This window comes from Paracoccus yibinensis (assembly GCF_030846195.1).
In the GTDB taxonomy this organism is placed as follows: domain Bacteria; phylum Pseudomonadota; class Alphaproteobacteria; order Rhodobacterales; family Rhodobacteraceae; genus Paracoccus; species Paracoccus yibinensis.
In genome coordinates this window covers 580,461-606,162 of record NZ_JAVCWH010000003.1, presented here as the reverse complement: position 1 = coordinate 606,162, position 25,702 = coordinate 580,461, and the positions used below count along the sequence as shown (strand labels likewise).

General features: G+C 66.7%; 24 protein-coding genes. 14 read left to right on the top strand and 10 right to left on the bottom strand.

The window, feature by feature from the left end; genetic code table 11:
• Nucleotides 1-9: 9 nt before the first annotated feature.
• The 4 genes from argH to RAH32_RS10055 all read left to right on the top strand — a co-directional run bounded on the left by argH (nt 10) and on the right by RAH32_RS10055 (nt 5,359).
• On the top strand, nt 10-1,413 hold the full coding sequence (argH, locus tag RAH32_RS10070) for an argininosuccinate lyase (RefSeq protein ID WP_306607643.1): 1,404 nt from the start codon (nt 10-12) through the stop codon (nt 1,411-1,413).
• The gene (locus tag RAH32_RS10065) at nt 1,410-1,559 is read left to right on the top strand and encodes a hypothetical protein (protein WP_306607641.1); all 150 of its coding nucleotides are present in this window, start codon (nt 1,410-1,412) and stop codon (nt 1,557-1,559) included. The genes argH and RAH32_RS10065 overlap by 4 nt, the downstream gene beginning before the upstream one ends.
• Complete coding sequence (gene lysA / locus RAH32_RS10060) at nt 1,560-2,825, top strand: diaminopimelate decarboxylase (RefSeq protein ID WP_306607640.1); 1,266 nt, start codon at nt 1,560-1,562, stop codon at nt 2,823-2,825.
• Between the two features lie 71 nt (nt 2,826-2,896).
• On the top strand, nt 2,897-5,359 hold the full coding sequence (locus tag RAH32_RS10055; RefSeq protein ID WP_306607639.1) for a DUF4175 domain-containing protein: 2,463 nt from the start codon (nt 2,897-2,899) through the stop codon (nt 5,357-5,359).
• Here the strand turns inward: RAH32_RS10055 and RAH32_RS10050 are convergent, their stop codons facing one another.
• Nucleotides 5,360-6,073 carry a zinc-ribbon domain-containing protein gene (locus RAH32_RS10050; protein WP_306607637.1) on the bottom strand — a complete coding sequence of 238 codons (714 nt, stop codon included), beginning with the start codon at nt 6,071-6,073 and terminating at the stop codon, nt 5,360-5,362.
• An 83-nt stretch (nt 6,074-6,156) separates the two neighbouring features.
• Between RAH32_RS10050 and RAH32_RS10045 the strand changes: the two genes are divergently transcribed.
• From RAH32_RS10045 to RAH32_RS10035, 3 genes are read left to right on the top strand one after another with little or no spacing between them, the layout of a single operon-like run.
• The gene (locus RAH32_RS10045) at nt 6,157-6,831 is read left to right on the top strand and encodes a cell division ATP-binding protein FtsE (protein WP_306607635.1); all 675 of its coding nucleotides are present in this window, start codon (nt 6,157-6,159) and stop codon (nt 6,829-6,831) included.
• On the top strand, nt 6,828-7,754 hold the full coding sequence (locus tag RAH32_RS10040; RefSeq protein WP_306607633.1) for a cell division protein FtsX: 927 nt from the start codon (nt 6,828-6,830) through the stop codon (nt 7,752-7,754). The genes RAH32_RS10045 and RAH32_RS10040 overlap by 4 nt, the downstream gene beginning before the upstream one ends.
• Nucleotides 7,751-8,530, top strand: coding sequence for a lysophospholipid acyltransferase family protein (locus RAH32_RS10035; RefSeq protein WP_306607632.1), 780 nt, complete (start codon nt 7,751-7,753; stop codon nt 8,528-8,530). The genes RAH32_RS10040 and RAH32_RS10035 overlap by 4 nt, the downstream gene beginning before the upstream one ends.
• Before the next feature lie 78 nt (nt 8,531-8,608).
• Here RAH32_RS10035 and RAH32_RS10030 read toward each other — a convergent pair whose 3' ends face one another.
• A complete protein-coding gene (locus RAH32_RS10030; RefSeq protein WP_306607630.1) occupies nt 8,609-8,803 on the bottom strand; it encodes a hypothetical protein in 195 nt (64 codons plus the stop codon).
• 10 nt (nt 8,804-8,813) lie between these two features.
• Nucleotides 8,814-9,173: a YdcH family protein gene (locus RAH32_RS10025; protein WP_306607629.1), complete on the bottom strand. Its 360-nt coding sequence runs from the start codon at nt 9,171-9,173 to the stop codon at nt 8,814-8,816.
• 62 nt (nt 9,174-9,235) lie between these two features.
• On the opposite strand from RAH32_RS10025, the gene RAH32_RS10020 reads away from it, so the two are divergent.
• Nucleotides 9,236-10,168, top strand: coding sequence for a hydrogen peroxide-inducible genes activator (locus RAH32_RS10020; protein ID WP_306607628.1), 933 nt, complete (start codon nt 9,236-9,238; stop codon nt 10,166-10,168).
• An 18-nt stretch (nt 10,169-10,186) separates the two neighbouring features.
• Here RAH32_RS10020 and RAH32_RS10015 read toward each other — a convergent pair whose 3' ends face one another.
• From RAH32_RS10015 to RAH32_RS10005, 3 genes are all read right to left on the bottom strand, one after another.
• Nucleotides 10,187-11,149 (bottom strand): acetyl-CoA carboxylase carboxyltransferase subunit alpha, encoded by a 963-nt coding sequence (locus RAH32_RS10015; RefSeq protein WP_306607627.1) that lies wholly within the window; start codon nt 11,147-11,149, stop codon nt 10,187-10,189.
• A gap of 132 nt (nt 11,150-11,281) precedes the next feature.
• Nucleotides 11,282-11,821, bottom strand: a complete 540-nt coding sequence (locus RAH32_RS10010) for a L,D-transpeptidase family protein (RefSeq protein ID WP_306607625.1) — start codon at nt 11,819-11,821, stop codon at nt 11,282-11,284.
• Nucleotides 11,818-12,999: a MalY/PatB family protein gene (locus RAH32_RS10005; protein WP_306607624.1), complete on the bottom strand. Its 1,182-nt coding sequence runs from the start codon at nt 12,997-12,999 to the stop codon at nt 11,818-11,820. Before RAH32_RS10005 ends, RAH32_RS10010 begins: the two co-directional genes overlap by 4 nt.
• A 76-nt stretch (nt 13,000-13,075) precedes the next feature.
• Between RAH32_RS10005 and def (RAH32_RS10000) the strand changes: the two genes are divergently transcribed.
• From def (RAH32_RS10000) to fmt, 3 genes are all read left to right on the top strand, one after another.
• A complete protein-coding gene (gene def / locus RAH32_RS10000; RefSeq protein ID WP_306607623.1) occupies nt 13,076-13,600 on the top strand; it encodes a peptide deformylase in 525 nt (174 codons plus the stop codon).
• Complete coding sequence (def, locus tag RAH32_RS09995) at nt 13,597-14,097, top strand: peptide deformylase (protein WP_306607621.1); 501 nt, start codon at nt 13,597-13,599, stop codon at nt 14,095-14,097. Before def (RAH32_RS10000) ends, def (RAH32_RS09995) begins: the two co-directional genes overlap by 4 nt.
• Nucleotides 14,098-14,163: 66 nt before the next feature.
• Nucleotides 14,164-15,057: a methionyl-tRNA formyltransferase gene (gene fmt / locus RAH32_RS09990; protein WP_306607620.1), complete on the top strand. Its 894-nt coding sequence runs from the start codon at nt 14,164-14,166 to the stop codon at nt 15,055-15,057.
• Nucleotides 15,058-15,130: 73 nt separating this feature from the next.
• Here the strand turns inward: fmt and secA are convergent, their stop codons facing one another.
• On the bottom strand, nt 15,131-17,848 hold the full coding sequence (gene secA / locus RAH32_RS09985) for a preprotein translocase subunit SecA (protein WP_306607618.1): 2,718 nt from the start codon (nt 17,846-17,848) through the stop codon (nt 15,131-15,133).
• 197 nt (nt 17,849-18,045) lie between these two features.
• On the opposite strand from secA, the gene RAH32_RS09980 reads away from it, so the two are divergent.
• From RAH32_RS09980 to mutT, 3 genes are read left to right on the top strand one after another with little or no spacing between them, the layout of a single operon-like run.
• Complete coding sequence (locus tag RAH32_RS09980; protein ID WP_306607616.1) at nt 18,046-18,882, top strand: peptidylprolyl isomerase; 837 nt, start codon at nt 18,046-18,048, stop codon at nt 18,880-18,882.
• Complete coding sequence (gene argJ, locus RAH32_RS09975; protein ID WP_306607615.1) at nt 18,882-20,135, top strand: bifunctional glutamate N-acetyltransferase/amino-acid acetyltransferase ArgJ; 1,254 nt, start codon at nt 18,882-18,884, stop codon at nt 20,133-20,135. The genes RAH32_RS09980 and argJ overlap by 1 nt, the downstream gene beginning before the upstream one ends.
• On the top strand, nt 20,132-20,530 hold the full coding sequence (gene mutT / locus RAH32_RS09970) for an 8-oxo-dGTP diphosphatase MutT (protein ID WP_306607613.1): 399 nt from the start codon (nt 20,132-20,134) through the stop codon (nt 20,528-20,530). Before argJ ends, mutT begins: the two co-directional genes overlap by 4 nt.
• A gap of 331 nt (nt 20,531-20,861) precedes the next feature.
• On the opposite strand, the gene infB is transcribed toward mutT, so the two are convergent.
• Genes infB through nusA form a run of 3 tightly spaced genes read right to left on the bottom strand, consistent with a single transcriptional unit; the run spans nt 20,862 to nt 25,702 of the window.
• Entirely contained in the window at nt 20,862-23,441 is a 2,580-nt protein-coding gene (gene infB / locus RAH32_RS09965; protein WP_306607611.1) for a translation initiation factor IF-2, read from the bottom strand.
• Between the two features lie 8 nt (nt 23,442-23,449).
• Nucleotides 23,450-24,070: an RNA-binding protein gene (locus RAH32_RS09960; RefSeq protein WP_306607610.1), complete on the bottom strand. Its 621-nt coding sequence runs from the start codon at nt 24,068-24,070 to the stop codon at nt 23,450-23,452.
• Nucleotides 24,071-24,088: 18 nt separating this feature from the next.
• Nucleotides 24,089-25,702 (bottom strand): transcription termination factor NusA, encoded by a 1,614-nt coding sequence (nusA, locus tag RAH32_RS09955; protein ID WP_306607609.1) that lies wholly within the window; start codon nt 25,700-25,702, stop codon nt 24,089-24,091.

Genomic DNA, 25,702 nt, shown 5'->3' with positions numbered 1-25,702 from the left:
GGACGCGCTATGACCGACCGGCCGCACCAGGATTCCGCCAACAGCATGTGGGGCGGACGCTTCGCTGCCGGGCCGGATGCCATCATGGAGGCCATCAACGCCTCGATCGGGTTCGACCGGCGGCTCTACGCCCAGGATATCCGGGGCAGCCGTGCCCATGCCGCCATGCTGGCTGCACAAGGCATCATCAGCGATACCGATGCGGAGGCGATCAGGGAAGGCCTGCTCACCGTCTTGTCAGAGATCGAGGCGGGGGACTTCCCGTTCCGCACCGAGCTGGAGGACATCCACATGAATGTGGAGGCGCGGCTGAAGGAGATCATCGGAGAGCCAGCGGGCCGTTTGCACACGGGCCGGTCGCGCAACGACCAGGTGGCGACGGATTTCCGGCTGTGGGTTCGCGACCAGTGCGACGCGGCCATCGAGGCCTTGCAGGCGCTGATCCGCGCCGCTTTGTCGCAGGCCGAGGCGGGGGCGGATTGGGTGATGCCGGGCTTCACCCATCTGCAGACCGCCCAGCCGGTGACCTGGGGCCATCACATGATGGCCTATGTGGAAATGTTCGGCCGCGACCTGTCGCGGTTCCAGGACGCCAGGCGCCGGATGAACGAATCGCCGTTGGGGGCGGCGGCGCTGGCGGGAACGGGCTATCCCATCGACCGCCATGCGACCGCGCAGGCGCTTGGGTTTGATGCACCGATGGCCAACAGCCTGGATGCCGTCAGCGACCGAGACTTCGCGCTGGAATTCCTGTCCGCGTCTTCGATCTGCGCCGTCCACCTGTCGCGGCTGGCGGAAGAAATGGTGATCTGGTCCTCGGCCCAGTTCCGCTTCGTGTCCATGTCGGACAAGTGGTCCACCGGATCGTCGATCATGCCGCAGAAGCGCAACCCCGATGCCGCCGAACTGATCCGCGCCAAGATCGGCCGCATCCTGGGCGCGACGGTCGCATTGTTCACGGTGATGAAGGGCCTGCCGCTGGCTTATTCCAAGGACATGCAGGAGGACAAGGAACAGGTCTTCGATGCCGCGGACAGCCTGATGCTGGCCTTGGCCGCGATGACCGGGATGCTGTCCGACCTGACCGCCAACCGAGACAGGATGGAGGCTGCGGCCGCGGCAGGCTTTTCGACCGCGACGGATCTGGCCGATTGGCTGGTGCGCGAACTGGGTCTGCCCTTCCGCGACGCGCATCACGTCACCGGGTCGCTGGTGGCCTTGGCGGAACGCAAGGGCTGCGACCTGCCCGACCTGACGCTTTCCGACATGCAGGGGGTCCATGCGGGGATCACCGATAAAGTCTTCGGCGTGTTGGGCGTTCACAATTCCGTCGCCTCGCGGCAAAGCTATGGCGGCACGGCGCCCGATCAGGTGCGCGCGCAGATCACCCGCTGGAAGGAGAAGCTGGCATGAAATGGATCGCAATTCTGGCGGTGGCGGCTGTGGCGGCCTGTGGCGTCGATGGCCCGCCCGAGCGTCCGGCGGCGCCCAAGACCGCGCCGAAGTCCAACGTCTCGATTTCCGGCCATGCCACCATGGGCGTGATCACGGAGCTGTAGGTGGACCACTTCAACTACCACGGCGGCCAGCTTTGCGCCGAGGACGTTCCCCTGTCGCGCATTGCGGCCGAGGTGGGGACGCCCGTCTATGTGTATTCGGCTGCGACCCTGACGCGGCATTTCGGGCTGTTCCGCCAGGCGCTTGACTGGACCGACCACCTTGTCTGCTTTGCGGTCAAGTCGAACAGCAACCTGGCCGTGCTGAAGCTGATGGGAGACCTGGGCGCGGGGATGGACGTGGTGTCGGGCGGGGAATACGCGCGCGCCAGGGCGGCGGGGGTGCCTGGCGACCGCATCGTCTTTTCCGGCGTGGGCAAGACCCTGGCCGAGATGCGCATGGCCATCGAAGGCGGCATCCGCCAGTTCAACCTGGAATCCGAGCCCGAGATGCGGGCGTTGTCGGCCCTTGCCGCCAGCATGGGCGCGACGGTTCCGGTGGCGGTGCGGGTGAATCCCGACGTGGACGCCAAGACGCACGAGAAGATCGCGACCGGCAAGTCCGAGAACAAGTTCGGCATCCCCATCGCCCGCGCGCGAGAGGTCTATGCCGAGGCGGCGTCGCTGCCGGGCTTGCAGGTCGTGGGCGTCGATGTGCATATCGGCAGCCAGTTGACCGATCTGGACCCTTACCGCGCGGCCTATGCCAAGGTCGCGGACCTGACCCGCGCGTTGCGCGCCGACGGGCACGCGATCACCCGGCTGGATCTGGGCGGCGGGCTGGGGATCCCCTATCGCCGCGACAACAACGCGCCGCCCCTGCCCATCGAATACGGGCAGGTTATCCGCGAGACGGTGGGCGACCTGGGCTGCGAGATCGAGATCGAGCCGGGCCGCAACATCGTCGGCAATGCCGGAGTGCTGCTGAGCCAAGTGATCTATGTGAAAGAGGGCGAGGGGCGCGACTTCCTGATCGTGGACGCGGCGATGAACGATCTGTTGCGCCCGGCGATGTATGGCGCGCATCACGACATCGTTTCTGTACGCGAACCTGCGGTCGGCGCAGCGGTGCGGCCCTTCGACGTGGTGGGACCGGTCTGCGAATCGGGCGACACCTTCCAGAAGGGCGCGGAACTGCCCGACATGGGGCCAGGCGACCTGATCGCCTTTCGGTCGGCGGGGGCTTACGGCGCTGTGATGGCCTCGGAATACAACTCCCGGCCCCTTGTGCCCGAGGTTCTGGTCAGCGGCGATCACTTCGCCGTCATCAGGGCAAGGCCGACGTTTGAGGAAATGCTGGCCCGGGATAGCATCCCGGAATGGCTTTGACGCGGCACCCCCCTGTGACGTCGCAGCCGGGGGCGCTGCCCCCGGACCCCCGGGATATTTCGGCACAGAAGATGGGGCATGTTGCCCGCGCCCTGCGCCTGACCCGCTGGGGAATGGTGTGGGAGCAGGCGGCGCGCGCTTTCTGGCCGCTGGCGACGGTGCTGGCGCTTGTCTTCGCCGCCCTTTCCCTGGGCGTGGTGGCCCAGGTGCCGGGGCCGGTACTGCCCTGGCTGGCCGGAGCTGTGCTGTTGGGCCTGATCTGGACTGCGATCCGGGGCGGGATGCGTTTTCGCCGGGTGCGCATGGCGGATGCGGTGGATCGGCTGGACCGCACCCTGCCAGGGCGTCCGCTTGCCGCCTTGTCGGACCGGGCGGCGATCGGCGGCGAAGGCGCGCTGTGGCAGGCGCATCTGGCGCAGATGCAAGCCCGCGCGGCACTGGCGCGGGCGGTGCGTCCCGATGCCGGACTGGCGCGCCGCGATCCCTTTGCGCTGCGGCTGGCGGGGCTGGTGGGCCTGGCCATGGCGCTGATCTTCGGCGGTGCGGCGCAGATGGGGCAGGGGATCGAGGCGCTGGCGGCGACCGTATCCCGCCCGATGGCGACCGATGCGGTGCCGTCCGGGCCAAGCTGGGAAGGATGGGCCGAACCGCCGGCCTATACTCGGCGTCCGACGATCTATCTGAACGCCCTGGCCGAAGGTCAGGCGCTGGAACTACCCAAGGGCAGCGAGGTGACGTTCCGCCTGTATGGCGAGGGAACGGCGGTCACGCAGGACATCGGTCCCGCCACGGGCGAGGATCCGCAAGCGCCGGGGTTTCGTGCCGAACAGTCGGGCGCGATCGAGGTCGCCGGGCGGCGCTTCGACGTGACGGTGCTGGCAGACAACGCCCCTGTGATCCAGGCGGGCGCTGCGCCGGTGCGCCGGGCCGACGGCCGCATGGTGCAGGATTTCAGCGCGCAGGACGATCATGGCGTGGTCACGGGGCAGGCGGTGATCGCGCTTGACCTGGCCTCGGTCGATCGCCGCTTCGGCCTTGCCATCGACCCCGAGCCGCGTCCGGCCGTGGAACTGGCGCTGCCCCTGCCGCGCGGCGACCGGCGCGAGGTGCAGGGCCAGTTGACCGAAGATCTGTCGCGTCACCCCTGGGCCAACCTGCCGGTCAGCGTCAGCCTTCGGGCAATGGACGGGATCGAACAGGTGGGCGAGGCGCAGCCGATGCGGACCGTCCTGCCGGGACGGCGTTTCTTCAACCCGCTGGCCGCCGCCCTGATCGAGATGCGGCGCGATCTGCTGTGGTCGCGCGACAATGCCGGGCGCAGCGCCGAGATCCTGCGCGCGGTGACATGGCAGCCGCAGGGCTTTGTCGAACAGCCCCTGTATCTTGAACTGCGCGGCGCCGTGACCATTCTGGAAGGCGATCGCCTGACCGACAAGGCGCGCGACGATTTGGCCGAGGCGCTGTGGCAGGCAGCGGTCCAGCTTGAGGATGGAGGGCTGTCCGACGCCCTGGAGCGGATGCGTCAGGCGCAGGAAAAGCTGTCAGAGGCGATCCGCAACGGCGCAAGCCCCGACGAAATCCAACGGTTGATGGATGAATTGAAGGCCGCGACGGACGCCTATACCGAGATGCTGGCCCAGCAAGGGCAGCAGCAGGATCCGTCCGAACGGTTCACCCAGAACCAGCAGGGCCAGCAGATCACCGGCGACCAGATCCAGCAGATGATGGACGAGATCCAGCGGCTGATGAACGAAGGCCGCATGGCCGAGGCCCAGGAACTGCTGGAACAGTTCAACCGCATGATGGAGAACCTGCAGGTCCGCCAGGGCCAGGGACAGGGCCAGGAAGGCAGCAGCGGCAACCAGTCGATGAACCGGTTGGCCGATACGCTGCGCGAGCAGCAGCAACTGTCGGACGAAGCCTTCCGCGACATGCAGGAACAATTCGGGCAGGGACAGATGGGCCAGCCCTCGCCCAATGCCCAAGGCCTGGCCGACCGCCAGCAGCAGTTGCGCGAGCAGTTGGGCCAGCAGCAGGGGCTGCTGCCGGGCCAGGGATCGCCCGGCGGCGATCAGGCGCGGCGCCAGTTGGACGAGGCCGGCCGCGCGATGGAGGATGCCGAACAGGCCCTGCGCGAGGGGGACACCGGCGGCGCGCTTCAACGCCAGGCCGACGCCATCCAGTCGATGCGGGAAGGGATGCGCGCGCTTGGCGACATGCTGGCCCAGCAGCAAGGCCAGCAGGGTCAGCAAGGGCAGCAGGGCCAGCAGCAGGGACAGGAAGGCCAGCAGCCCGGCGCGGGTGATCGGGCCGGGGAAGGACAGTCCTTTGGCCAGCGTCCTGCCCTGGACCCCCTGGGCCGCCAGCGCGACGGAAACGGCCATGTCATCGCCGGGGGCGATCCCTTGGCCGAAGGCGTCGATCCGGCGCAGCGTGCGCGCGATCTGCTGGATGAAATCCGCCGCCGCAGCGGCCAGACCGAACGTCCCCAGGACGAACGCGATTACCTGGGCCGCTTGCTGGACCGGTTCTGATCAGCGGATCAGGGCCGCCGCGCGGTCCTGCAACCACAGGCGCGCCTGGTCCAGAGCGGCGCGCAGATCCATCAGCCCTTCGCCGAAGTCCCCCTGGCCTGCCAGGGTCGGCACCAGCAGATACAGCACCGCCACCCCGCCGGCCAGCACCAGGGCAAGTCCGAATCCGGCGCCGTAACCACTCGGTCTTCGGGTCTGCCGAGGCTGCGGCACGGCTGCCTGACGGGCCGTGTCCGGGGACGGCCTTTCGGCCACCACCACGGCCGGCCGGAGTTTGGCTGACTGGACAGGCGCCGGGCGTGCGGGTTCCGGTTCGCGCCGTGCGGGCTGTGGGGTCTCAGGGGGTTTTGGATCGAAGTGCCTGGTGATGGTCGTGGCGGGCCATTCGGGGTCAGGGGCCGGAGGAGGCGCGGCTTTGGGATCCTGGGGGGCAGTCCCGACATCTTCCGCCGCGCGGGCGCGGCGTTCGTGTTCGACCTCGTCGCGCAGGATGTCCAGCACGCTGTCGGGCAGGGGGCGGTTCAGGCGGGGAAGGTCGCTGGATGGCTCGGTGGCTGCACGGGCCTGGAAATCGGCCAGGGCCAGCCGCGCCGTGGCGTGCCAGACCTTGCCGCAGCCGCCGCACTCGACCTCTCGCCCCTCGGGGGGGATGGCACTGTCGGGGACGCGATATTCCGCAGCGCAACCGGGACAGATCAACCGTATTTCCGCCATGCCGGCCCTCGCATTCGCCTTTTGGCTGTTCTATCAAGCGCGGGGCCGGCTTCCAAGCCGGACTGGAACGAACGGGGGTGCGCGTGATCGAGATGCGGGATGTCGGCTTCGGCTATCACGGGGGGGCCGAGCTGCTGTCGAACATGACGCTGACCTTGCAGCCGGGCATGTTCCATTTCCTGACCGGCCCGTCGGGGTCGGGCAAGACGACGCTTCTGCGGCTGTGCTATGCCGACCTGCTGCCCACGTCGGGGCAGATGGTGGCATTCGGCGACGATCTGCGGGAACTGTCGCGCGACGGCATCGCCGATCTGCGCCGCCGGGTGGGCGTGGTCCATCAGGACACGCAGTTCCTGGATCACCTGCCGGTGGCCGAAAACGTCGCGCTGCCGCTGTCCGTGTCGGGACAGCCCGTCGATATGGAGGCGCTGCGCGACCTGCTGGGCTGGGTGGGCCTGACCCATCACGCCCGCGCCATGCCGCCGTCCCTGTCGGGGGGTGAAAGGCAGCGCGCGGCGCTGGCCCGCGCGGTGATCCTGTCGCCCGACCTGATGCTGGCGGACGAACCCACGGGCAACCTGGACTGGGACATGTCAGTCCGCCTGATGCAGCTGCTGATCGAGCTGAACAAGTCGGGCAAGACGGTGCTGGTCGCGACCCACGACCTGAACCTGATCCGCGCGACCAAGGCGCAGGTCGCCGCGCGCGTGCTGCGGATCGGGAACGGGACATTGAATCTTGCGGGGGCTGATCTGTGATGCGGGCTGATTTCCGGGGCTTGAACCTGAAGGCGCTGTGGCAGGGCCTGATGCGCGATGGCGGATCGGGCGACCGGATCGTGCCGCCCACGGGATTTACCGCGCATCTGACGTTGTTTTCGGCGGGCGCCATGGCCTTTCTGGCGGTCTTTGCCCTGGCCCTGGCGCTTGCGACGGGGCGGCTGGCGGATCGCTGGGCCAGCGAGCTGGCGGGATCGGTGACGGTGCGGGTCAGCGCGCCATCCGGCGAACAGGATGCGGCGACACGGGCTGCCATGCAGGTGCTGTCCACCACGCCGGGGGCGGGCCAGCCCCGCCTGCTGCCCCCGGACGAAGTTGCCGGCCTGCTTGCCCCCTGGTTCGGCCCGGACATGCCTGTCGATGCGCTGCCGGTTCCGTCCCTGATCGACCTGCCCATCGCAAGCGAGGATTTCGACGCCGAAGGGTTGCGCCTGCGGCTTCAGGCCGAGGCACCGGCCGCGACGCTGGACGACCATACCGAATGGCGCCGCCCGCTGGTGACTGCCGCGAACCGTCTGCGGATGCTGGGGATCGTGTCGCTGTTGCTGATCGCGGCGGCGTCTGCATCCATGATCACGCTGGCGGCCAAGGCTGCCCTTGCGGCCAACGGGCAGGTGATCCGCGTGCTGCGCCTGATCGGGGCACGCGACATCACCATCGCCACAGCTTTTGTCCGCCGCTTCACCAAGCGCGCCGCCGTGGGCGCGACGGTCGGCACGCTGTGCGGCATGGCGGGGATCGCCATGCTGCCGGGCATGGATGCCGCGGGCGGGTTCCTGACGGGCCTCGGCTTTCAGGGCTGGGGATGGTTGCTGCCGCTGTTGATACCGGTCGTGGCTGCCGCCGTCGGCTTCTTTGCGACCCGCTGGGCGGCGCTGAAGATGCTGGGGGCGGTTCGATGAACAGCCGGGCGGCGTCGCCGGTGCCCGGCCCGCTGTCGGCCTGGCAATATGTACAGAACGCGCTTTATTACCTGCATGTCGCCCTGGCGACCCTTGTGATCGGGCTGTTGGGCCTGCCCCTGTTGCTGCGCCATGGCCGCGTGGGCGCCAACCGGGTGGCGACCCGCTGGATCGGATACATGCTCTGGGCCGCGCGGCTGCACATGGGCGTCAGCTGCGAGGTGCGCGGCACGCCGCCCACGGAAGACTGCATCATCGCCGCCAAGCACCAGTGCTTCCTGGATATCCTGGTCATCGCCCATGCGGTCCCCCGCCGCGCCTTCATCATGAAGCGCGAGGTGATGCATGTGCCGATCATGGGCTGGTATGCCTGGAAGGTCGGCTGCATCCCCATCGACCGGTCCAAGGGCCGGGACGCCATGCGCGCCATATCCAGCGAGATCAACCAAAGGATCGCAGGCGACGGGCTGGGCCAGTTGATCATCTATCCCGAAGGCACGCGCACCAGGCCCGGCGAACGCCGCCCCTACAAGCACGGGGTCAGCACGATCCGCGGGGCGACCGGGCTGCCGGTGGTTCCCGTGGCGGTCAACACGGGGCTGTTCTGGCCGCGCAAGGGATGGGGCATCCGTCCCGGCCGCGCCGTGGTCGAGTTTCTTCCGGTCGTCCCCCCCGAAGTCCCGGCCGAGGGCTTCGTCCCCCGCCTCGAAGCCGAGGTCGAGACCCATTCAGACCGGCTGATGGCCGAGGCGGGGTTTCGCGCCCCGGCCATCTGAGGATCTGGCGTGCCTGGCCGATCCGAAGCACTGAAGTGGACGGCAATGCCACACGCAGGCGTTATGGCGCTTGGCTGGTCAGTATCTGGGCCGGCGCCGGGCGATCCTTCGGGGCGCCAGAGGGCGTTGCGGCCCCTGCTTGGCCGAAAGATCGGCGCGTCGGTTGTCAGGCTCGTCCCGATCCTCGTCCAGAAGCGCGCGTCGCATATCCTCCAGATCGGTGCTGTGAAAGCGGTTCAGGCCGGTCTGGGCATAGAGGTACTGCAGAAGCATCGCTTTCCCCTCATGCCAACTGGCGCTGCGTGTCCGGGCGGCCGATGCTGCGCAAGAGGGCATCGAAGCGTGCGATCTGGTCCTTGACCGCAAGCCGTTGCCGCTTGAGGCGCTGAAGCATCATGCTGCAAGGCATGGGCCGACGCAGTTCCTCTGCGATCTTGGCCTTGATCACCTGATGACGCCGGCGCAGGGCCACCAGCCTGACATCGATTGCGAAGGTCTGGATTCTGACACGGGACTTCATCTCGCTCCTCCTGATTATGGCTTGCAGGATGGCACCACGTCGGCGCCATACTGGGGATATGGTTTCCGGAAATGAGGGGAAAAGTGACCATTCCCGCAAAACTTGATCGGTTTTTCCTGACAAGGGCTTGCCCTGCCGCACAGCGATGCGAAATCTGACAAGGCTTGCGGAACGTTGGAGGCTGAATGACCGGCAGCCTGACCCTGAGGCAGTTGACCTATTTCGTCGCGCTTGCCGAAGCGCGCCACTATCGCAAGGCGGCCGAGCGGGTGGGGATCAGCCAATCCTCGCTGAGCCAGCAGATCCTGGGGCTGGAAACGGCGCTGGGGCTGGAACTGGTGGAACGCGGTCAGCGCGGCGCGGTGCTGACGCCGCAGGGGCGCGCCGTGCTGGCACAGGCGCGCAAGATCCTGGAGGAAGCGGAGGCCTTGCGCAGCCTGGCGCGCGACGCACAGGGCGGGACCAGCGGCACGATCAAGCTTGGCTCTACCCCGACGATCGGGCCTTACATCATGCCCCATGTCATGCGGCGGATTCACCAATCCTATCCGTCGCTGAAGGTGATCGTGCGGGATGCGCCGCCTATGGTTTTGCAGGATGAGCTGCTGGCCGGGCAGCACGACCTGCTTCTCACGCAATTGCCGGTCAATTCCGCCGATGTCGAGGTGCGCCGGCTTTTCCGCGAGCCGCTGAAGCTGGCGGTGGCGCAGGACCATCCCCTTGCCGCAAAACCCGAGGTGGTGGATGCCGATCTGGCCGGGCAGGACATCCTGGCCCTGTCGAGCGCCTATCTGCTTCACAACCAGATCGCCGCCCTGTGCGAGGAACTGGGCGCCCATCTCCGGCAGGATTACGAGGGCACGAGCCTGGACGCGCTGCGGCAGATGACGGCGCTGGACATGGGGCTGACCTTTCTGCCCGCGCTATACATCAATTCCGAAGTGGCGCCCGAGGCCGGAGACGTCGCGGTGCTGCCCTTCCGCCGCAACCGCGTGACGCGGTCGATCGGGCTGGTCTGGCGGCGGCGTTCGCCCCACCGGGCCATGATCGAACGCATCGCAGGGATCATCCGCGCTGTCGCGCAGGACCGATTCAGCGGGCTGGTGCAGGTGGAATAGCAAGGCGATGGCCGCCCGTCAGGCGACCAGGCTTTTCGATCCCATGTCCAGGAATTTCTGCCGCCGGTCACGGATCAGGTCGGCGGGCTTCTTTCCCTTCAGGTCCGCCAGCATCGCGGCGATTTCCTTGCCCACGGCGGTGATCGCGGCGGCGGGATCACGCTGCGCGCCGCCCACGGGTTCCGGGATGATGCGGTCGATGACGCCCAGCTTCTTCAGATCCTGCGCGGTCAGGCGCAGCGCCTCGGCCGCCTCGCGCATCCGTTCGGCGTCCTTCCACAGGATCGAGGCGCAGCCTTCGGGCGAGATCACCGAATAGATCGAATGTTCCAGCATGGCGATGCGATTGGCCGTGGCAAAGGCCACCGCGCCGCCCGATCCGCCTTCGCCGATGATGACGCTGACCAGCGGCACGCCGATTTCCAGGCATTTCTGGGTGCAGCGGGCGATGGCCTCGGACTGGCCGCGTTCCTCGGCCCCCTTGCCGGGATAGGCGCCGGGGGTATCGACCAGGGTGATGACCGGCAGCTTGAAGCGATGCGCCAGATCCATCAGGCGGATCGCCTTGCGGTATCCTTCAGGACGCGCCATGCCGAAATTGTGGTGGATGCGGGTCTTGGTGTCGTTGCCCTTTTCGTGGCCGATCACCACGCAGGGCGCGTCGTTGAAGCGGGCAAGGCCCCCCATCACCGCATGGTCGTCGCCAAAGGTGCGGTCGCCTGCAAGGGGCGTGTATTCGGTGAACAGCGCCTCGACATAATCGCGGCAATGCGGCCGGTCGGGATGGCGCGCCACCTGCGTCTTGCGCCAGGGATCCAGCGACTTGTAGAGGTCGCGCAGCAGGTCGGCGGATTTCTTGTCCAGTGCCGCAGCCTCTTTTTCCACGTCCACGGCGGTTTCGGATTTGCGGGCCAGGGCGCGAAGCTCCTCGGCCTTGCCCTCGATATCGGCAAGCGGCTTTTCGAAATCCAGATAGACCATGGGGGGTGCGCCTTCGGGTGGGTTCGGGTTTGCGCCCCTATATGATCGCAGGGGCGCGGGATTGCAACGCCGGGGGACTTCGCGTCCCCCGGACCCCCTGCGGGATATTTGAACCAAAGTGAAAGAGCCGCGTCAGGGCAGGATTTCGACCGTCGTGCCGATGCGGGCGGCGGCGTAGAGTTCGCGGATTTCGCTGTCCGACAGGGCGATGCAGCCTGCCGTCCAGTCGCCGGGCAGGGTTTCGCCATCGGGCCGCTGGTTCGGCTGGCCGTGAATGAAGATGTCGCCGCCGGGATCGACGCCCAGGGCCGCCGCGCGGACGCGGTCCTGCGGGCGGGGATAATCGAGGCCGAGGGACAGATGATAGGCGCTTTCCGGGTTCACGCGGTCGATGGTGAAGCGCCCCTCGGGCGTCCTGCCGTCGCCTTGCCGATGTTTGTCGCCATCCGGCGCGAAGCCAAGCGCGATGCGATAGGTCTTGAGTGCCCGGCCGTTGCGGAAGGCGGTCATGCGGCGGTCGGCCTTGCGGATCTCGATGTGATCGACCGGGCCGGTCAGCGGCACCGTGGCTGGCGGGACCGGCACAGGCCGCTGCGGCGCCAGCATGACCCACGCCGATGCCAGCAGGAACAGCGCCGCGAGCGTGGAAAAGAGGCGCGCGAGCAGCCTCATTGCAGGTCGGCGAAGGCCTGTTGCAGGCGTTCCACGGCCTCGACCACCCGCGCGCGGGGCGTGGCGAGGTTGAAGCGCAGGAACTGCTCGCCCCCGGTGCCGAAGGTCGCGCCGTGGTTGGCGGCGACGCGGGCGGCCTTTTCGACGCGGGCGGTGAACTCGGCAGGCTCCATGCCGGTGCCCGAGAAATCGACCCAAGACAGGTAAGTGGCTTGCAGCGGCATCGACCGAAGTCCCGGGATCGCGTGGATTCCATCGTCGAATATCCGCCGGTTGCCGTCGAGATAATCGACAAGCGCATCGACCCATGCCGCGCCTTGGGGCGAGTAGGCGGCGGCGACCATGTCCATCCCGAACAGGCCGGGCGAGATGCCGCGCGCCATCAGCGCCCCCCTGAAGCGGTCGCGCAGCGCCTTGTCCGCGATGATCGCGTTGCCGATATGGGCGCCCGCGATGTTGAAGGTCTTGGTAGCAGCGTTCAGCGTCACCAGCCGGGCGGCGATTTCCGGGCAGGCCAAGGCGGTGACGCTGTGCTTGTGGCCGGGCATGACCAGGTCGCAATGGATTTCGTCCGAGACCAGGATCAGGTCGTGCCGTGTGCAGAAGTCGGCGACCTGGCGCAGTTCCTCGGGCGTCCAGACGCGGCCGCCGGGGTTGTGGGGCGAGCAGAGGATCAGCAGACGCTCGCGTCCCGTCAGGTGGTTCGCCCAGGCGTCCCAGTTCATGTGGTAGAACCCGTCTTCCTGCGCCAGCGGCAGTTCCACCAGTTCGCGCCCCGAGGCGCGGATCACGCGGGCAAAGGCATGATAAACGGGCGACATCACGATCACCCCGTCGCCGGGCTGTGTATAAGCGTCAAGCGCCATGGCCACGCCATTGACCAAGCCCGCGCAGGTCAGGATCCAGCCGGTTTCGATCCTCCAGCCGTGGCGCTTTTCCATCCACCAGCGAATCGCCTCGAGATAGCCGGGGTTCGCGCCAGGATAGCCATAGATGCCATGCGCGGCCACGGCTTCGACCGCGCGCTGGACAGCGGCCGGGGGGCGGAAGTCCATGTCCGCGACCCACATCGCCAGGCCCCCTTCGTGCGGCGACACGCCATAGGCCGCCTCCATGTCGTCCCACTTTGAGCATTGCGTGCCCACGCGGTCGATGATCTCGTCGAAGTCTGGGGTCATGCTGCGGCCTGTCCTTGTTTCCCCCTGCATACGCGGCTTGTTGCTTATGGTGAAGCCTTGCCCTAAATCGCTGGGCATGAGCAGCCTGCGCCCCATCCTGATCCATCCCGACCCGCGCCTGAAGAAGGTCTGCGAGCCGGTGGCCCGCATCACGCCCGAGATCGAGACGCTGGCCGCCGACATGCTGGCGACCATGTATGACGCGCCGGGCGTGGGCCTGGCCGCGCCGCAGGTGGGTGTGCTGTCCCGCGTCTTCGTGATGGACGCGACCCGCGACCCCGAGGCCGAGCGCCGCCCCCTGGTACTGGTGAACCCCGAGGTGGTTTGGGAGTCGGAGGAGCTGAACACCTATGAGGAAGGCTGCCTGTCCATCCCCGAGCAATATGCCGACGTGACGCGGCCGAAACAGGTGCGGCTGCGCTGGCTGGGGCTGGACGGCAAGACGCATGAGGAAGATTTCGACGGGCTGTGGGCAACTTGCGCGCAGCACGAGCTGGACCATCTGAATGGCGTGTTGTTCATCGACCACTTGTCGGCCATCAAGCGGCAGATGATCACCCGCCGCATGGTCAAGCTGAAGCGGGAAAAGGGCCGCGCGTGACCGTCAGGCCTTTCCTGCCCTATTCCGACCGCCGCCTGCACATGCCGGCCGAGCCGGTCGAGGCAGTGACCGAGACCGTGCGGATGATCTGGGACGACATGATCGACACGATGGAGGCGATGCCGGGCGTAGGCTTGGCCGCGCCGCAGATCGGGATCATGCTGCGGCTGGCGGTGGTCGATGCGTCCGACAAGCGCGGGCAGGCGGTCAGGATGGCCAATCCCGAGGTGCTTCACGCCAGCGTCCAGTTCCGCAGCCATGACGAGGCCAGCCCCAACCTTCCCGGTGTCTTTGCCCCGGTGAGCCGTCCGCGCGCGGTGACGGTGCGCTTCCTGAACGAGGCGGGAGAGGTCGAGGAGCGCGATTTCGTGGGGCTTTGGGCCACCAGCGTCCAGCACCAGATCGACCATCTGGACGGGCGGATGTATGTCGATCACCTGTCGCCGTTGCGGCGCAAGATGCTGGTCGCGAAATCGGCCAAGCTGGCACGGCGGTAAGAAGGCCGGGGGCGCTTCGCCCCCCGGACCCCCCGAGGATACTTGAACACAGAAGATGAGGGCAGGATGCGCGTGATCTTCATGGGGACGCCCGAGTTTTCGGTGCCGGCGCTGCGGGCGATTGCCGCGCGGCATGAGGTCGTGGCGGTCTATTCGCAGCCGCCGCGCGCTGCCGGGCGGGGGCAGAAGCCGCGTCCCTCGGCCGTGCAGAGCGCGGCGGAGGAACTGGGGATCGAGGTGCGGATTCCGCTGCGCCTGCGGGGCGAGGATGAGCAGGCGGCGTTTGCGGCCTTGGGGGCCGATGTGGCGGTGGTCGTGGCCTATGGGCTGATCTTGCCGCAGCCGGTGCTGGATGCGCCGCGGCTGGGGTGCCTGAACATCCATGCCTCGCTTTTGCCGCGCTGGCGGGGGGCGGCGCCGATCCATCGGGCGGTGATGGCCGGGGATGCGGAAACCGGCGTCGCGATCATGCAGATGGAGGCGGGACTGGATACCGGGCCCGTGCTGGCCGAGGCGCGGACAGTGATCGGAGCAGAGGACACGACAGCCGACCTGCACGACCGTTTGTCGGCGATGGGGGCGGACCTGATCGTTGACGTGCTGGCGCGGCTGCCGCTGCCGGCCGTGCCGCAGGCCGCCGAAGGCGTCACCTATGCCGCCAAGATCGACAAGGCCGAGGCGCGGGTAGACTGGGCGCGTCCCGCCGTCGAGGTGGACCGGCTGATCCGGGGGCTGTCGCCGTTCCCCGGCGCCTGGTGCGACGTTGCGGGCGAGCGGGTGAAGTTGCTGCGCAGCCGGGTCGTTGCAGGGCAGGGGGCGCCGGGGCAGGTTCTGGGGGGCTTTACCGTCGCCTGCGGTGATGGTGCGGTCGAGGTTCTGGAGGCGCAGCGGTCGGGGAAGAAGCCGATGGCGGCGGGGGAGTTGCTGCGCGGGTGGGGGCTTCCCGCGCGGTTGGGGTGAGGCGTGGTGGGGTGGAACCCCACCCTATGGGCAGGGGAATTGGTAGAATCCTACCCGACCCAGGCACGGCGCGTCAGATCGCGCCGTGGCAGTGCTTGAACTTCTTGCCCGAGCCGCAGGGGCAAGGGTCGTTGCGTGACGGGTTGCCCCAGGTCGCAGGATCCTGTTCGTCAAAGCCCGCGACCAGCGGTTCGGCTTTGTCCGCATCGTCGTCCGACTGGCGCTCGGCGCCATGCTCCATCGTCAGGTGTTCCTGCGCGGCCTTCTGCTGCTGGGCCATCTGGCGCAGCATTTCCTCTCGCTCGGCCTCGGTCAGGGGGCGGATTTGGGCAAGGCGCTGCGTCACGTCAAAGCGCAGCCCGTCCAGCATGGTCTCGAACAGCTGGAAGGCCTCGGTCTTGTATTCCGACAGGGGATCGCGCTGCGCATAGCCGCGGAAGCCCACGACGGACCGCAGGTGTTCCAGCGTCAGCAGGTGGTCGCGCCATTTCTGGTCGATCATCTGCAGCAGCACCTGCTTTTCGATGTTGTTCATGTTTTCCGGCCCGAAGGCCTGCGCCTTGTCGGCCATATAGGTGTCGGTCGCCTGCTCGATCCGCTCGCGGATCGCGTCCTGGTCCACGCCTTCCTCGGCCGCCCAGTCGGCCACCGGCAGGTTCATGTTCAGGCGTTCGCGGATGGCGGTCTTCAGGCCGTCCAGATCCCATTGTTCGGGGTAGGACTTCGGCGGCATGAATTCGTCGACCAGATCGTCGATGACCTGGTGGCGCATGTCGGCAGCGATCTCTCCGACCTCGGTGCTGTCCATGATCTCGCGGCGCTGGCTGAAGATCGCCTTGCGCTGGTCGTTCATCACGTCGTCGAACTTCAGCAACTGCTTGCGGATGTCGAAGTTGCGGCCTTCCACCTTGGCCTGGGCGCGTTCCAGCGACTTGTTGACCCAAGGGTGAACGATCGCCTCGCCTTCCTTCATGCCAAGGGTGGACAGGACCTTGTCCAGCCGTTCCGACCCGAAGATCCGCATCAGGTCGTCGTCCAGCGACAGGAAGAACAGCGAGCGGCCGGGATCGCCCTGACGGCCGGAACGGCCGCGCAGCTGGTTGTCGATCCGACGGCTTTCGTGGCGTTCGGTGCCAAGGACGAACAGCCCGCCCGAGGCGAGAACCTTGTCCTTGTCGGCGGCGTGTTCGGATTCGATTCGGGCACGGATTTCGTCGGGGTTGGCCTCGGGGTCGGCCTTGAGCGCGTCCAGCACCTTCATTTCGACGTTGCCGCCCAGCTGGATGTCGGTGCCGCGGCCGGCCATGTTGGTGGCGATGGTGACGGCACCGGGCTTGCCCGCATCGGCCACGATCTGTGCCTCGGCCTCGTGCTGGCGGGCGTTCAGGACGTTGTGGGGGATGCCCTGCTTTTTCAGGATCTCGGACAGCATCTCGGACTTCTCGATGCTGGTGGTGCCGACCAAGGTCGGCTGGCCCTTGGCATGGGCTTCCTTGATCGCCTCGACGACGGCGGCGTATTTTTCCTGCGCCGTGCGATAGACGCGGTCATGTTCGTCCAGGCGCGCGATGCCGCGGTTCGTGGGAACCTCGACCACGCCCAGCTTGTAGATTTCGGCAAACTCCTCGGCCTCGGTCGCGGCCGTGCCGGTCATGCCCGCCAGCTTGTTGTAAAGCCGGAAGTAGTTCTGGAAGGTCACGCTGGCGAGCGTCACGTTTTCCGGCTGGATGGTCACGCCTTCCTTGGCCTCGATGGCCTGGTGCAAGCCATCCGACAGGCGGCGGCCCTTCATCATCCGGCCGGTGAATTCGTCGATCAGCATCACCTCGCCGTCGCGGACCATGTAGTGCTGGTCCTTGTTGAACAGCTTCCAGGCGCGCAAGGCCTGGTTGGCGTGGTGGACGATGGTGGTCGATTCCGGGTCATAGAGCGTCTGGCCCTCGGGCAGGATGCCGTCGGCTTGCAGGCGGGTTTCCAGGAACTCGTTGCCTTCCTCGGTAAAGGTGGCGTTGCGGGCCTTTTCGTCCAGCTTGTAGTGTTCTTCGGTCAGCAGCGGGATGTACTGGTTCAGCGTGACGTAAAGCTCGCTGCGGTCCTGGCTGGGGCCGGAGATGATCAGCGGCGTCCTCGCCTCGTCGATCAGGATCGAGTCCACCTCGTCCACGATGGCGAAGTTGTGGCCGCGCTGGACCATCTCCTCGACGCTGCCCTTCATGTTGTCGCGCAGATAGTCGAAGCCAAGTTCGTTGTTCGTGGCATAGGTCACGTCGGCGGCATAGGCGGCGCGCTTTTCCGGTTCCCCCTGGAACGGATAGACGACTCCTGTGGTCATGCCCAGCTGGCGGAACACCTTGCCCATCCAGTCAGCATCGCGCTTGGCCAGATAGTCGTTGACCGTGACGATATGCACGCCCTTGCCGGTCAGCGCGTTCAGATAGGCTGGGAAGGTGGCGACCAGGGTCTTGCCCTCGCCCGTCTTCATCTCGGCAATGTTACCCTGGTGGAGGAAGATGCCGCCCATCAGCTGCACGTCGAAGGCCCGCAGGCCCAGGGCGCGGCGCGCCCCTTCGCGGCAGTTGGCGAAGGCTTCGGGCAGGATGTCGTCCAGGCTTTCGCCCCCGGCCACGCGGTTCTGGAATTCGCGGGTCTTCTCGACCAGCTGCTGGTCGCTGAGCGGGCGGAACTGATCCTCAAGCGCGTTGATGCGGGCCACCAGCCCGCGCGTTCCCTTGACCTTGCGGTCGTTGGGGCTTCCAAAGACCTTCTTCGCCAGATTACCGATGCCGAGCATATCACCTTCGCAATCACGTTGTTGGGAAAGGCGGTGCCAGCCGGGGCTACTTGCCGCGACCTGCCGCATTGCCGTATCAGGGGCCTGAACGAAAGCGGCGGCGGCGCCTTCCACGGAGTTGGACCGGGATCTATGCCTCGCCTGCCCCACTGTCAACGCTGGCCCGTGCCATGGGCCGCACGAGCGAAGGGATCCCCATGCTGAAGACCTCGATTCTGGCCGCCTTGCTGGCTGCTGCGCCGCTTGCCGCCTTGGCGCAGGACAAGGGCGCCGACACGGTCGTCGCGACCGTCAACGGCACGCCCATCACCCTGGGCGAGATGATCGTGATGAAGCAGGCCGCTTCCCAGGATCCCCAGATGGCCGAGATGCCGGCTCCTGCCCTGTACGAGATGATGCTGGACCAGCTGATCCAGCAGACCGCCGTGGCCGATGCGGGCAAGGAAAATGCGGGCGTGCGTGCCCAGCTGGAAATCCAGCGGCGCAACACCCTGGCTGCCGCTGCCATCACCGAGGTGACGAAGGCCCAGCCGACCGACAGCGAAATCCAGGCCGCCTATGATGGTCTGTTTGCCGAGGCAGAGCCGGTGACGGAATATTCGGCCGCGCATATCCTGGTCGATACAGAGGAAAAGGCCAAGGAGATCAAGGCCCAACTGGACGCTGGCGCGGAGTTCGGCACCTTGGCCGAACAGAACTCCACCGGGCCGAGCGGGCCGAACAAGGGCGATCTGGGCTGGTTTTCGGCCGACCAGATGGTTGCGCCCTTTGCCGATGCGGTAAAGGCGATGGAAAAGGGCCAGATCTCGGATCCGGTGCAGACGGAATTCGGCTGGCATGTGATCCAGTTGAATGACACCCGCCTGCGCGACGTGCCCCCGCTGGACCAGGTGCGCGACCAGATCAGCCAGATGGTGATGCGCGACAAGGTTCAGGCCGAAATCCAGCGCCTGACCAGCGAGGCCAAGGTCGAAAGGACCGAAGGCATCGACCCTGCGTTGCTGAACAGCACCGATCTGCTGGAGGCCGAGTGATGGGAAAGGCCGGGCTTCCCGTTTCCCCCCTGGCGCCCGCAGGCTTTCCCGACCTGCCGGTAATAGCAGGCGTGGAATTCGCCAGCGGTGCCGCAGGTGTGAAGTATCAGGGACGCACGGACGTGACGCTGATCCGCATCGCGCCGGGTTCGACCCTGGCCGGGGCGTTCACCAAATCGTCAACCCGCGCGGCCTGCATCCTGGACAACCAGGCCAAGCTGGCGATGGGTGGCGATGCCCCCCAGGGTGCCGCTATCATCGTCAACTCCGGCAATGCCAATGCTTTCACGGGCTCGCGCGGACAGGACTCGGTCGATGCGGTGACAGACGCCGTGGCGCAGGCCACGGGCGTTCCGGCGGATCGGGTGTTCTCCTCCTCGACCGGGGTGATCGGAGAGCCGCTGCCGCATGACCGCATCATCGCCATCATCGGAAACCTGGCATCATCGCTGGATGCGGGCGGCATCGCCGATGCGGTCCGCGCCATCATGACGACCGACACCTTTCCCAAGGGCGTCTCGGCCACGGTGGCGGGCGAGGGCGGAGAGATCCGCATCGCTGGGATTGCCAAGGGCTCGGGCATGATCGCGCCGGACATGGCGACGATGCTGGTCTATGTCTTTACCGACGCAACCATCGCGGCGCCGCTGTTGCAGCAGGCGCTGTCGTCGGGCCTGGATTCGACCTTCAACGCCATCACCGTGGACAGCGATACCTCGACTTCCGATGCGCTGATCCTGGCGGCGACGGGGCGCAGCCCTGCGGCGCCGATCACCGCGCTGGACAGCGGCGCGGGGGCAGCCTTTGTAACAGCCCTGCACGGCGTGATGCGAGAACTGGCGCAGCTTGTGGTCCGCGACGGCGAAGGCGCGACGAAATTCGTCGAGGTGCAGGTGACGGGCGCGGCGTCCGACGCGGATGCCCACAGGGTCGCCATGGCCATCGCCAATTCCCCTTTGGTCAAGACTGCCATCGCAGGTGAGGACGCCAATTGGGGCCGCATCGTCGCGGCCGTCGGCAAATCCGGGGCTCAGGCCGACCGGGACCGGCTGACGATCCGCTTCGGCGACATGGTGCTGGCTGAAAACGGCTGGCGCTCGCCCAGTTATGACGAGGCCAAGGCCAGTGCCTACATGAAGCGGCAGGATCTGGCCATCGCCGTCGATCTGGGGCTGGGGCAGGGGGCGCGGACCGTCTGGACCTGCGACCTGACCCACGGCTATATCGACATCAACGCCGACTATCGGTCGTGAAAACCGTTCTTGTCGCCGCCGTCGCCTTGATCGACGCCGACGGGCGCGTGCTTCTGGCACAGCGCCCCGAGGGCAAGTCGATGGCGGGCCTGTGGGAGTTTCCGGGCGGCAAGGTCGAGCCGGGCGAGACGCCCGAGGCCGCCCTGATCCGCGAACTGCACGAGGAACTGGGGATCGACACCTGGACCTCTTGCTTGGCCCCGCTGACATTCGCCAGCCACAGCTATCCCGATTTTCACCTGCTGATGCCGGTCTTTGCCTGTCGCCGCTGGCAGGGGATCGCCCGCCCTCAGGAAGGGCAGCAGCTTGCGTGGGTCAGGGCCAAGGATTTGCGCGATTACCCCATGCCGCCTGCCGACGTTCCGCTGATCCCGATGCTGCAACTGTGGCTTTGAGGTCGCAATCCGGCGGTCATCTTTGCATATTGCCGGCAAGATGTCGTATATCGCCGCTTCGTTAAATCAATGGTAACCATTTTATGGCAATATAGTTCCAGAGGGTACAAGAGGGCTTGACATGATTCGGACGATTTCGATCGGCAGCCACATCCTCGTTCAGGGGCTTTTCGAATGTCTCGCCCCTAACGGGAACATGGTGGTTCGCATCGGTACGCGCACCTTTGAAGGGAAACCGGTCACACGCTGACTGGGTTCAAAGGCACCACGATGAATACAAAAGGGGCGGCCACCAAGCCGCCCCTTTCCTGTTCCGGGTCGGGACGCCGCCTCACAGCGTGCGCTCGACCTCCTCGCGTTCAAAGATCTCGATGACGTCGCCCTGACGGATATCGTCATAATTCTCGAAGGCCATGCCGCATTCCTGGCCGGACTGGACTTCCTTCACCTCGTCCTTGAAGCGCTTCAGCGTCTTCAGCGTGCCTTCGTGGATCACCACGTTGTCGCGCAGCAGGCGGACGCCCGCCGAACGGCGTGCGACGCCTTCGGTCACCAGACAGCCCGCGACCTTGCCGACGCCCGTGACCTTGAAGACTTCGCGGATCTGGGCATAACCGATGAAGTTCTCGCGCACCTCGGCCGACAGCAGGCCCGACGCCGCCGCCTTGATGTCGTCCACCAGGTCATAGATGATCGAGTAATAACGGATCTCGACACCCTTCTGGTTGGCCGAATTGCGGGCCGGGGCATTGGCGCGGACGTTGAAGCCGATGACCGGGGCGCGGCTGGCCTCGGCCAGGCCGATATCCGATTCGGTGATCGCGCCGACGCCGTAATGCAGCACGCGGACGCGCACTTCCTCGTTGCCGATCTTTTCCAGCGCCTGGACGATCGCCTCGGCCGAACCCTGCACGTCGGCCTTCACGACCACCGGCAGTTCGGCCACGTTCTCGTCCGCCTTCGCCTTGGCCATCAGCTGTTCCAGCGTGGTCGCGGCACCGGCGGCGGCGCGCTTGTCCTTGGCAGCCTGGCTGCGGTAATCCGCAATCTCGCGGGCCTGGGCCTCAGTTTCCACGACGTTCAGAACGTCGCCTGCCTCGGGCGTGCCGTTCAGGCCCAGGACCTCGACCGGGACCGAAGGCCCGGCCTCGTCCACACGCTCGCCCTTGTCGTTGATCAGCGCGCGCACCTTGCCCCACTGCTCGCCCACGACAAAGATGTCGCCGCGCTTCAGCGTGCCGTTCTGGACCAGGACGGTGGCCACGGGGCCACGGCCCACGTCAAGCTGCGCCTCGATCACCGCGCCCTGGGCGGCACGGTCGGGATTGGCCTGCAACTCCAGGATCTCGGCCTGAAGCGCGATGGCTTCGAGAAGCTCGTCCAGACCCTGACCGGTCTTGGCCGATACCTCGACGTCCTGCACGTCGCCGGACATCTTTTCGACCACGACCTCTTGATGCAGCAGGGCGGTGCGGACCCGGTCAGCATCGGCTGCAGGCTTGTCGATCTTGTTGATCGCCACGATCATCGGCACCTTGGCGGCCTTGGCGTGGTTGATCGCCTCGATGGTCTGCGGCATCACCGCGTCATCGGCGGCAACCACCAGCACCACGATATCCGTGACCTGCGCACCGCGGGCGCGCATCGAGGTGAAGGCGGCGTGGCCCGGCGTGTCCAGGAAGGTCAGCACGGCGCCGGATTCGGTCTTCACCTGATAGGCGCCGATATGCTGCGTGATCCCCCCGGCTTCGCCCGAGACGACGTTCGCGTGACGGATCGCGTCCAGAAGCGAGGTCTTGCCGTGGTCCACATGGCCCATGATCGTGATGATCGGCGGGCGGGGCTGCAAATCCTCGGCCCGGTCCCGGACGGTGTCGATGACCTGTTCCACGTCGGCATCCGACACGCGGACCGCCTTGTGGCCGAATTCCTCGATCACCAGTTCGGCCGTATCGGCGTCGATCGGCTGGTTCATGGACACCATCATGCCCATCTTCATCAGCGACTTGACCACGTCGGCGGCGCGTTCCGCCATGCGGTTGGCCAGTTCCGACACCACGATGGTTTCGGGCAGCTGAACGTCGCGCACCTGCTTTTCGGTGCGCACGTTGCCCATCGCCTTCTGACGGGCGCGGTCCTGCTTGCGCTTCATCGCGGCCAGCGAACGCTGACGCCCGCCTTCGCCGTCAAGCGCCTGGTTCAGCGACAGGCGGCCGGTGCGGCGGCTGTCCTCGGCCTTGGCCTTGGCCTTGGCGTCGCTGTCGCCGCCGCTGTCGCGACGGTCGCGGTCGGTGCGGCGCGGGCCGGTGGCGATGCCGGGCTTCTCGGCCCGGGATGCGGCAGCCTCGATCGCGGCGCGGTCCGGGGCGGCCGGGCGCGCGCCAGCCGGACGGGCGGCAGGGGCGGCGGAACGGGCCGGACGTTCCGCAGGTTTGGGTTCTTCCTTGCGCTTGGCTGCCTCGGCGGCCTCGCGGGCGCGGCGCTCGTCTTCCTCGGCCTTGAGGCGCAGGGCTTCCTCGCGTTCGCGTTCCTCGCGTTCCTTGGCCTCGATCTCGGCCCGGCGGCGTTCGCGTTCTTCCTCGCGCGCTTTCTCATCGGCGGCGCGCTGCGCGGCTTCCTCGACCTCGCGGGCCTTGGCGGCGGCAAGCGCCTTCAGCCGGCGCTCCATCTCGGCATCGGAAATGCCCGCCGGGCGCTTGGAGGGGTCGCCCGCCATGCGCGCCGTCAGCGGGTTCTTTTCTTTCTGGGCTTCCGTCATCTGAGTGGCGCCGGGTTTCGGCACCACCACGCGCTTGCGCTTGGTTTCCACGACAACGCTTTTCGTGCGGCCATGGCTGAAGCTTTGCTTGACCTGGCCCGAACGACCGCTGCCGCCGAGTCCCAAGGTCGATTTTCCGTCTTTGTCGCTCATCTGCGTCTTCATTCCTTCCCGGCCGCCGTATTGCCGCCGTCATGCCCGCGCAGACCCGTCAGTCTGCTGGCTTCCAAGATCACCTTGTCCGTCAGTCCACCCGCCGCAAGCGCGCCGTGTATGACATGATCGCGCCCGAAGGACAAACCCAATTCTGATGCGGTCAGGCAACCGAACCACCGGCCGCCCGTCGGGGTCCACAACTTGCCCTTGCCGCGTTCCGACCCGTCGCTGGCCTGCAAAAGCACCTTTGCGCGCCCCTCGGCCAGCCAGCCCTTGACCTTTTCGAAGCCCGCCACCGCGATGCCGGACTTGCGTGCCAGCGATACAAGTTCGACCAGCCGACGGGCCACGCCCGCTTCGACCAGATCGGCGAGACCCTCGGGGGCCTTGACCGGAGCCTTCGCGGCACGGGAGAACAACCCCTTGGCCGCCGCCTTGTCGATGGCCGCGCGATCCGCGCTGACCCAGATGCCACGCCCCGGCAGCTTTTCCGCCAGATCCGGCACGACCTGGCCTTCCGGCCCGGCCACGAAACGGATCAGTCCAGCCTTGGGCTGGACTTCCCCGGTGACGATGCAGCGCCTTTCGGGCTGATCACGATCCTTGATGCGACCACCGCGACTCAAGCGGGCAAATCCGGGGCATCACGCCCCGGCCTCCTCGTCTGCGTCGTCGGACTGGTCGGCATTGCCGTCCAGCTCCTCGGGATCGACCCATCCCAGCATGACGCGGGCGGTCATCACCATGGTCTGCGCTTCTTCCAGCGTCACCTCGAACGGTTCCAGCAGCCCTTCGTCCTTGACGCGCTGACCGTTCACGGTAGTCCAGCCACCGGCCAGTTCCCAGTCGGCGCAGGTCGCGAAATCCTCCAGCGTCTTGACGCCGTCCTTGGCCAGCGCCTCTACCATCTGGGGGGTCAACCCCTCGAATTCAATAAGGCTGTCCTCGGCCCCCAAGGCGCGGGCGCTTTCAAGGGCTGCCTTGTTCCGGGCCTCCAGCACGTCGCGGGCGCGGGCCTGCAATTCGGACGCGGTGCCTTCGTCCACCCCTTCGATGGACAGAAGCTCGTCCAGATCGACATAGGCCACTTCCTCCAGGTCGGTGAAGCCTTCGGCAACCAGAAGCTGCGCGAAGAACTCGTCCAGATCCAGGGCGTCCATGAACAACTGGGTGCGGGCGTTGAATTCGGCCTGGCGGCGCTTGGATTCCTCTTCCTCGGTCAGGATGTCGATATCCAGGCCGGTCAGCTGGCTGGCCAGGCGCACGTTCTGGCCGCGACGGCCGATTGCCAGGGACAGCTGTTCGTCAGGGACGACCACCTCGATCTTGTTGGCTTCCTCGTCGAAGACGACCTTGCTGACCTCGGCGGGCTGCAGGGCATTGACCAGGAAGGTCGCCTGGTCGTCGTTCCAGGGGATGATGTCGATCTTTTCGCCCTGCAATTCGCCCACCACGGCCTGCACGCGGCTGCCGCGCATACCGACGCAGGCGCCCACCGGGTCGATCGAGTTGTCATAGGAGATCACGGCGATCTTCGCGCGGCTGCCGGGGTCGCGTGCCACAGCCTTGATCTCGATGACGCCGTCATAGATTTCCGGCACCTCCATCTTGAACAGCTCGGCCATGAACTGCGGATCGGTGCGCGACAGGAAGATCTGCGGCCCGCGCGATTCGCGGCGCACGTCCTTGACATAGGCGCGGATGCGGTCGTTCGGGCGATAGCTTTCGCGGCCGATCTTCTCGTTGCGGCGCAGGATCGCCTCGCCCCGGCCCACATCGACGATGATGTTGCCGTATTCCTCGCGCTTGACGACGCCGTTGATGATGGTGCCGGCGCGGTCCTTGAATTCCTCGTATTGCCGATCACGCTCGGCCTCGCGGACGCGCTGCAGGATGACCTGCTTGGCCGACTGCGCGGCAATGCGACCCAGTTCCACGGGGGGCACCTGGTCCACGATCACGTCGCCGACCTGCGGATTGTCCAGATAGGGGCGGGCCTGATCCACGGTCACCTGCGCCTGGTAATTCTCGACCGCGTCATCCTCGACCACGGTGCGGACGCGGGTGAAGGTCGCGTTGCCGGTCTTGCGGTCGATCTTGACGCGGATGTCCATTTCGGCGCCGTAACGCGACTTGGCGGCCCGGGCGAGGCTGTCCTCCATCGCCTCGATGACCAGCTCGGGCTCGATCATCTTCTCGCGCGCGACGGCTTCGGCGGTTTGCAGCAATTCAAGCTGGTTGGCAGAGGTGATTGCCAT

Excerpts from the sequence above, each read along its gene's own strand:
- RAH32_RS10065 (WP_306607641.1), top strand. The coding sequence starts at position 1,410 with ATGAAATGGATCGCAATTCTGGCGGTGGCGGCTGTGGCGGCCTGTGGC.
- RAH32_RS10035 (WP_306607632.1), top strand. The coding sequence starts at position 7,751 with ATGAACAGCCGGGCGGCGTCGCCGGTGCCCGGCCCGCTGTCGGCCTGG.
- argJ (WP_306607615.1), top strand. The coding sequence starts at position 18,882 with ATGGGAAAGGCCGGGCTTCCCGTTTCCCCCCTGGCGCCCGCAGGCTTT.
- RAH32_RS10015 (WP_306607627.1), bottom strand. The coding sequence starts at position 11,149 with ATGGTCTATCTGGATTTCGAAAAGCCGCTTGCCGATATCGAGGGCAAG.
- infB (WP_306607611.1), bottom strand. The coding sequence starts at position 23,441 with ATGAGCGACAAAGACGGAAAATCGACCTTGGGACTCGGCGGCAGCGGT.
- RAH32_RS10055 (WP_306607639.1), top strand. The coding sequence starts at position 2,897 with ATGGGGCATGTTGCCCGCGCCCTGCGCCTGACCCGCTGGGGAATGGTG.
- argH (WP_306607643.1), top strand. The coding sequence starts at position 10 with ATGACCGACCGGCCGCACCAGGATTCCGCCAACAGCATGTGGGGCGGA.
- RAH32_RS10005 (WP_306607624.1), bottom strand. The coding sequence starts at position 12,999 with ATGACCCCAGACTTCGACGAGATCATCGACCGCGTGGGCACGCAATGC.
- secA (WP_306607618.1), bottom strand. The coding sequence starts at position 17,848 with ATGCTCGGCATCGGTAATCTGGCGAAGAAGGTCTTTGGAAGCCCCAAC.
- RAH32_RS10050 (WP_306607637.1), bottom strand. The coding sequence starts at position 6,073 with ATGGCGGAAATACGGTTGATCTGTCCCGGTTGCGCTGCGGAATATCGC.
- RAH32_RS10020 (WP_306607628.1), top strand. The coding sequence starts at position 9,236 with ATGACCGGCAGCCTGACCCTGAGGCAGTTGACCTATTTCGTCGCGCTT.
- def (WP_306607623.1), top strand. The coding sequence starts at position 13,076 with ATGAGCAGCCTGCGCCCCATCCTGATCCATCCCGACCCGCGCCTGAAG.
- nusA (WP_306607609.1), bottom strand. The coding sequence starts at position 25,702 with ATGGCAATCACCTCTGCCAACCAGCTTGAATTGCTGCAAACCGCCGAA.
- RAH32_RS10030 (WP_306607630.1), bottom strand. The coding sequence starts at position 8,803 with ATGCTTCTGCAGTACCTCTATGCCCAGACCGGCCTGAACCGCTTTCAC.
- fmt (WP_306607620.1), top strand. The coding sequence starts at position 14,164 with ATGCGCGTGATCTTCATGGGGACGCCCGAGTTTTCGGTGCCGGCGCTG.
- RAH32_RS09980 (WP_306607616.1), top strand. The coding sequence starts at position 18,046 with ATGCTGAAGACCTCGATTCTGGCCGCCTTGCTGGCTGCTGCGCCGCTT.
- RAH32_RS10010 (WP_306607625.1), bottom strand. The coding sequence starts at position 11,821 with ATGAGGCTGCTCGCGCGCCTCTTTTCCACGCTCGCGGCGCTGTTCCTG.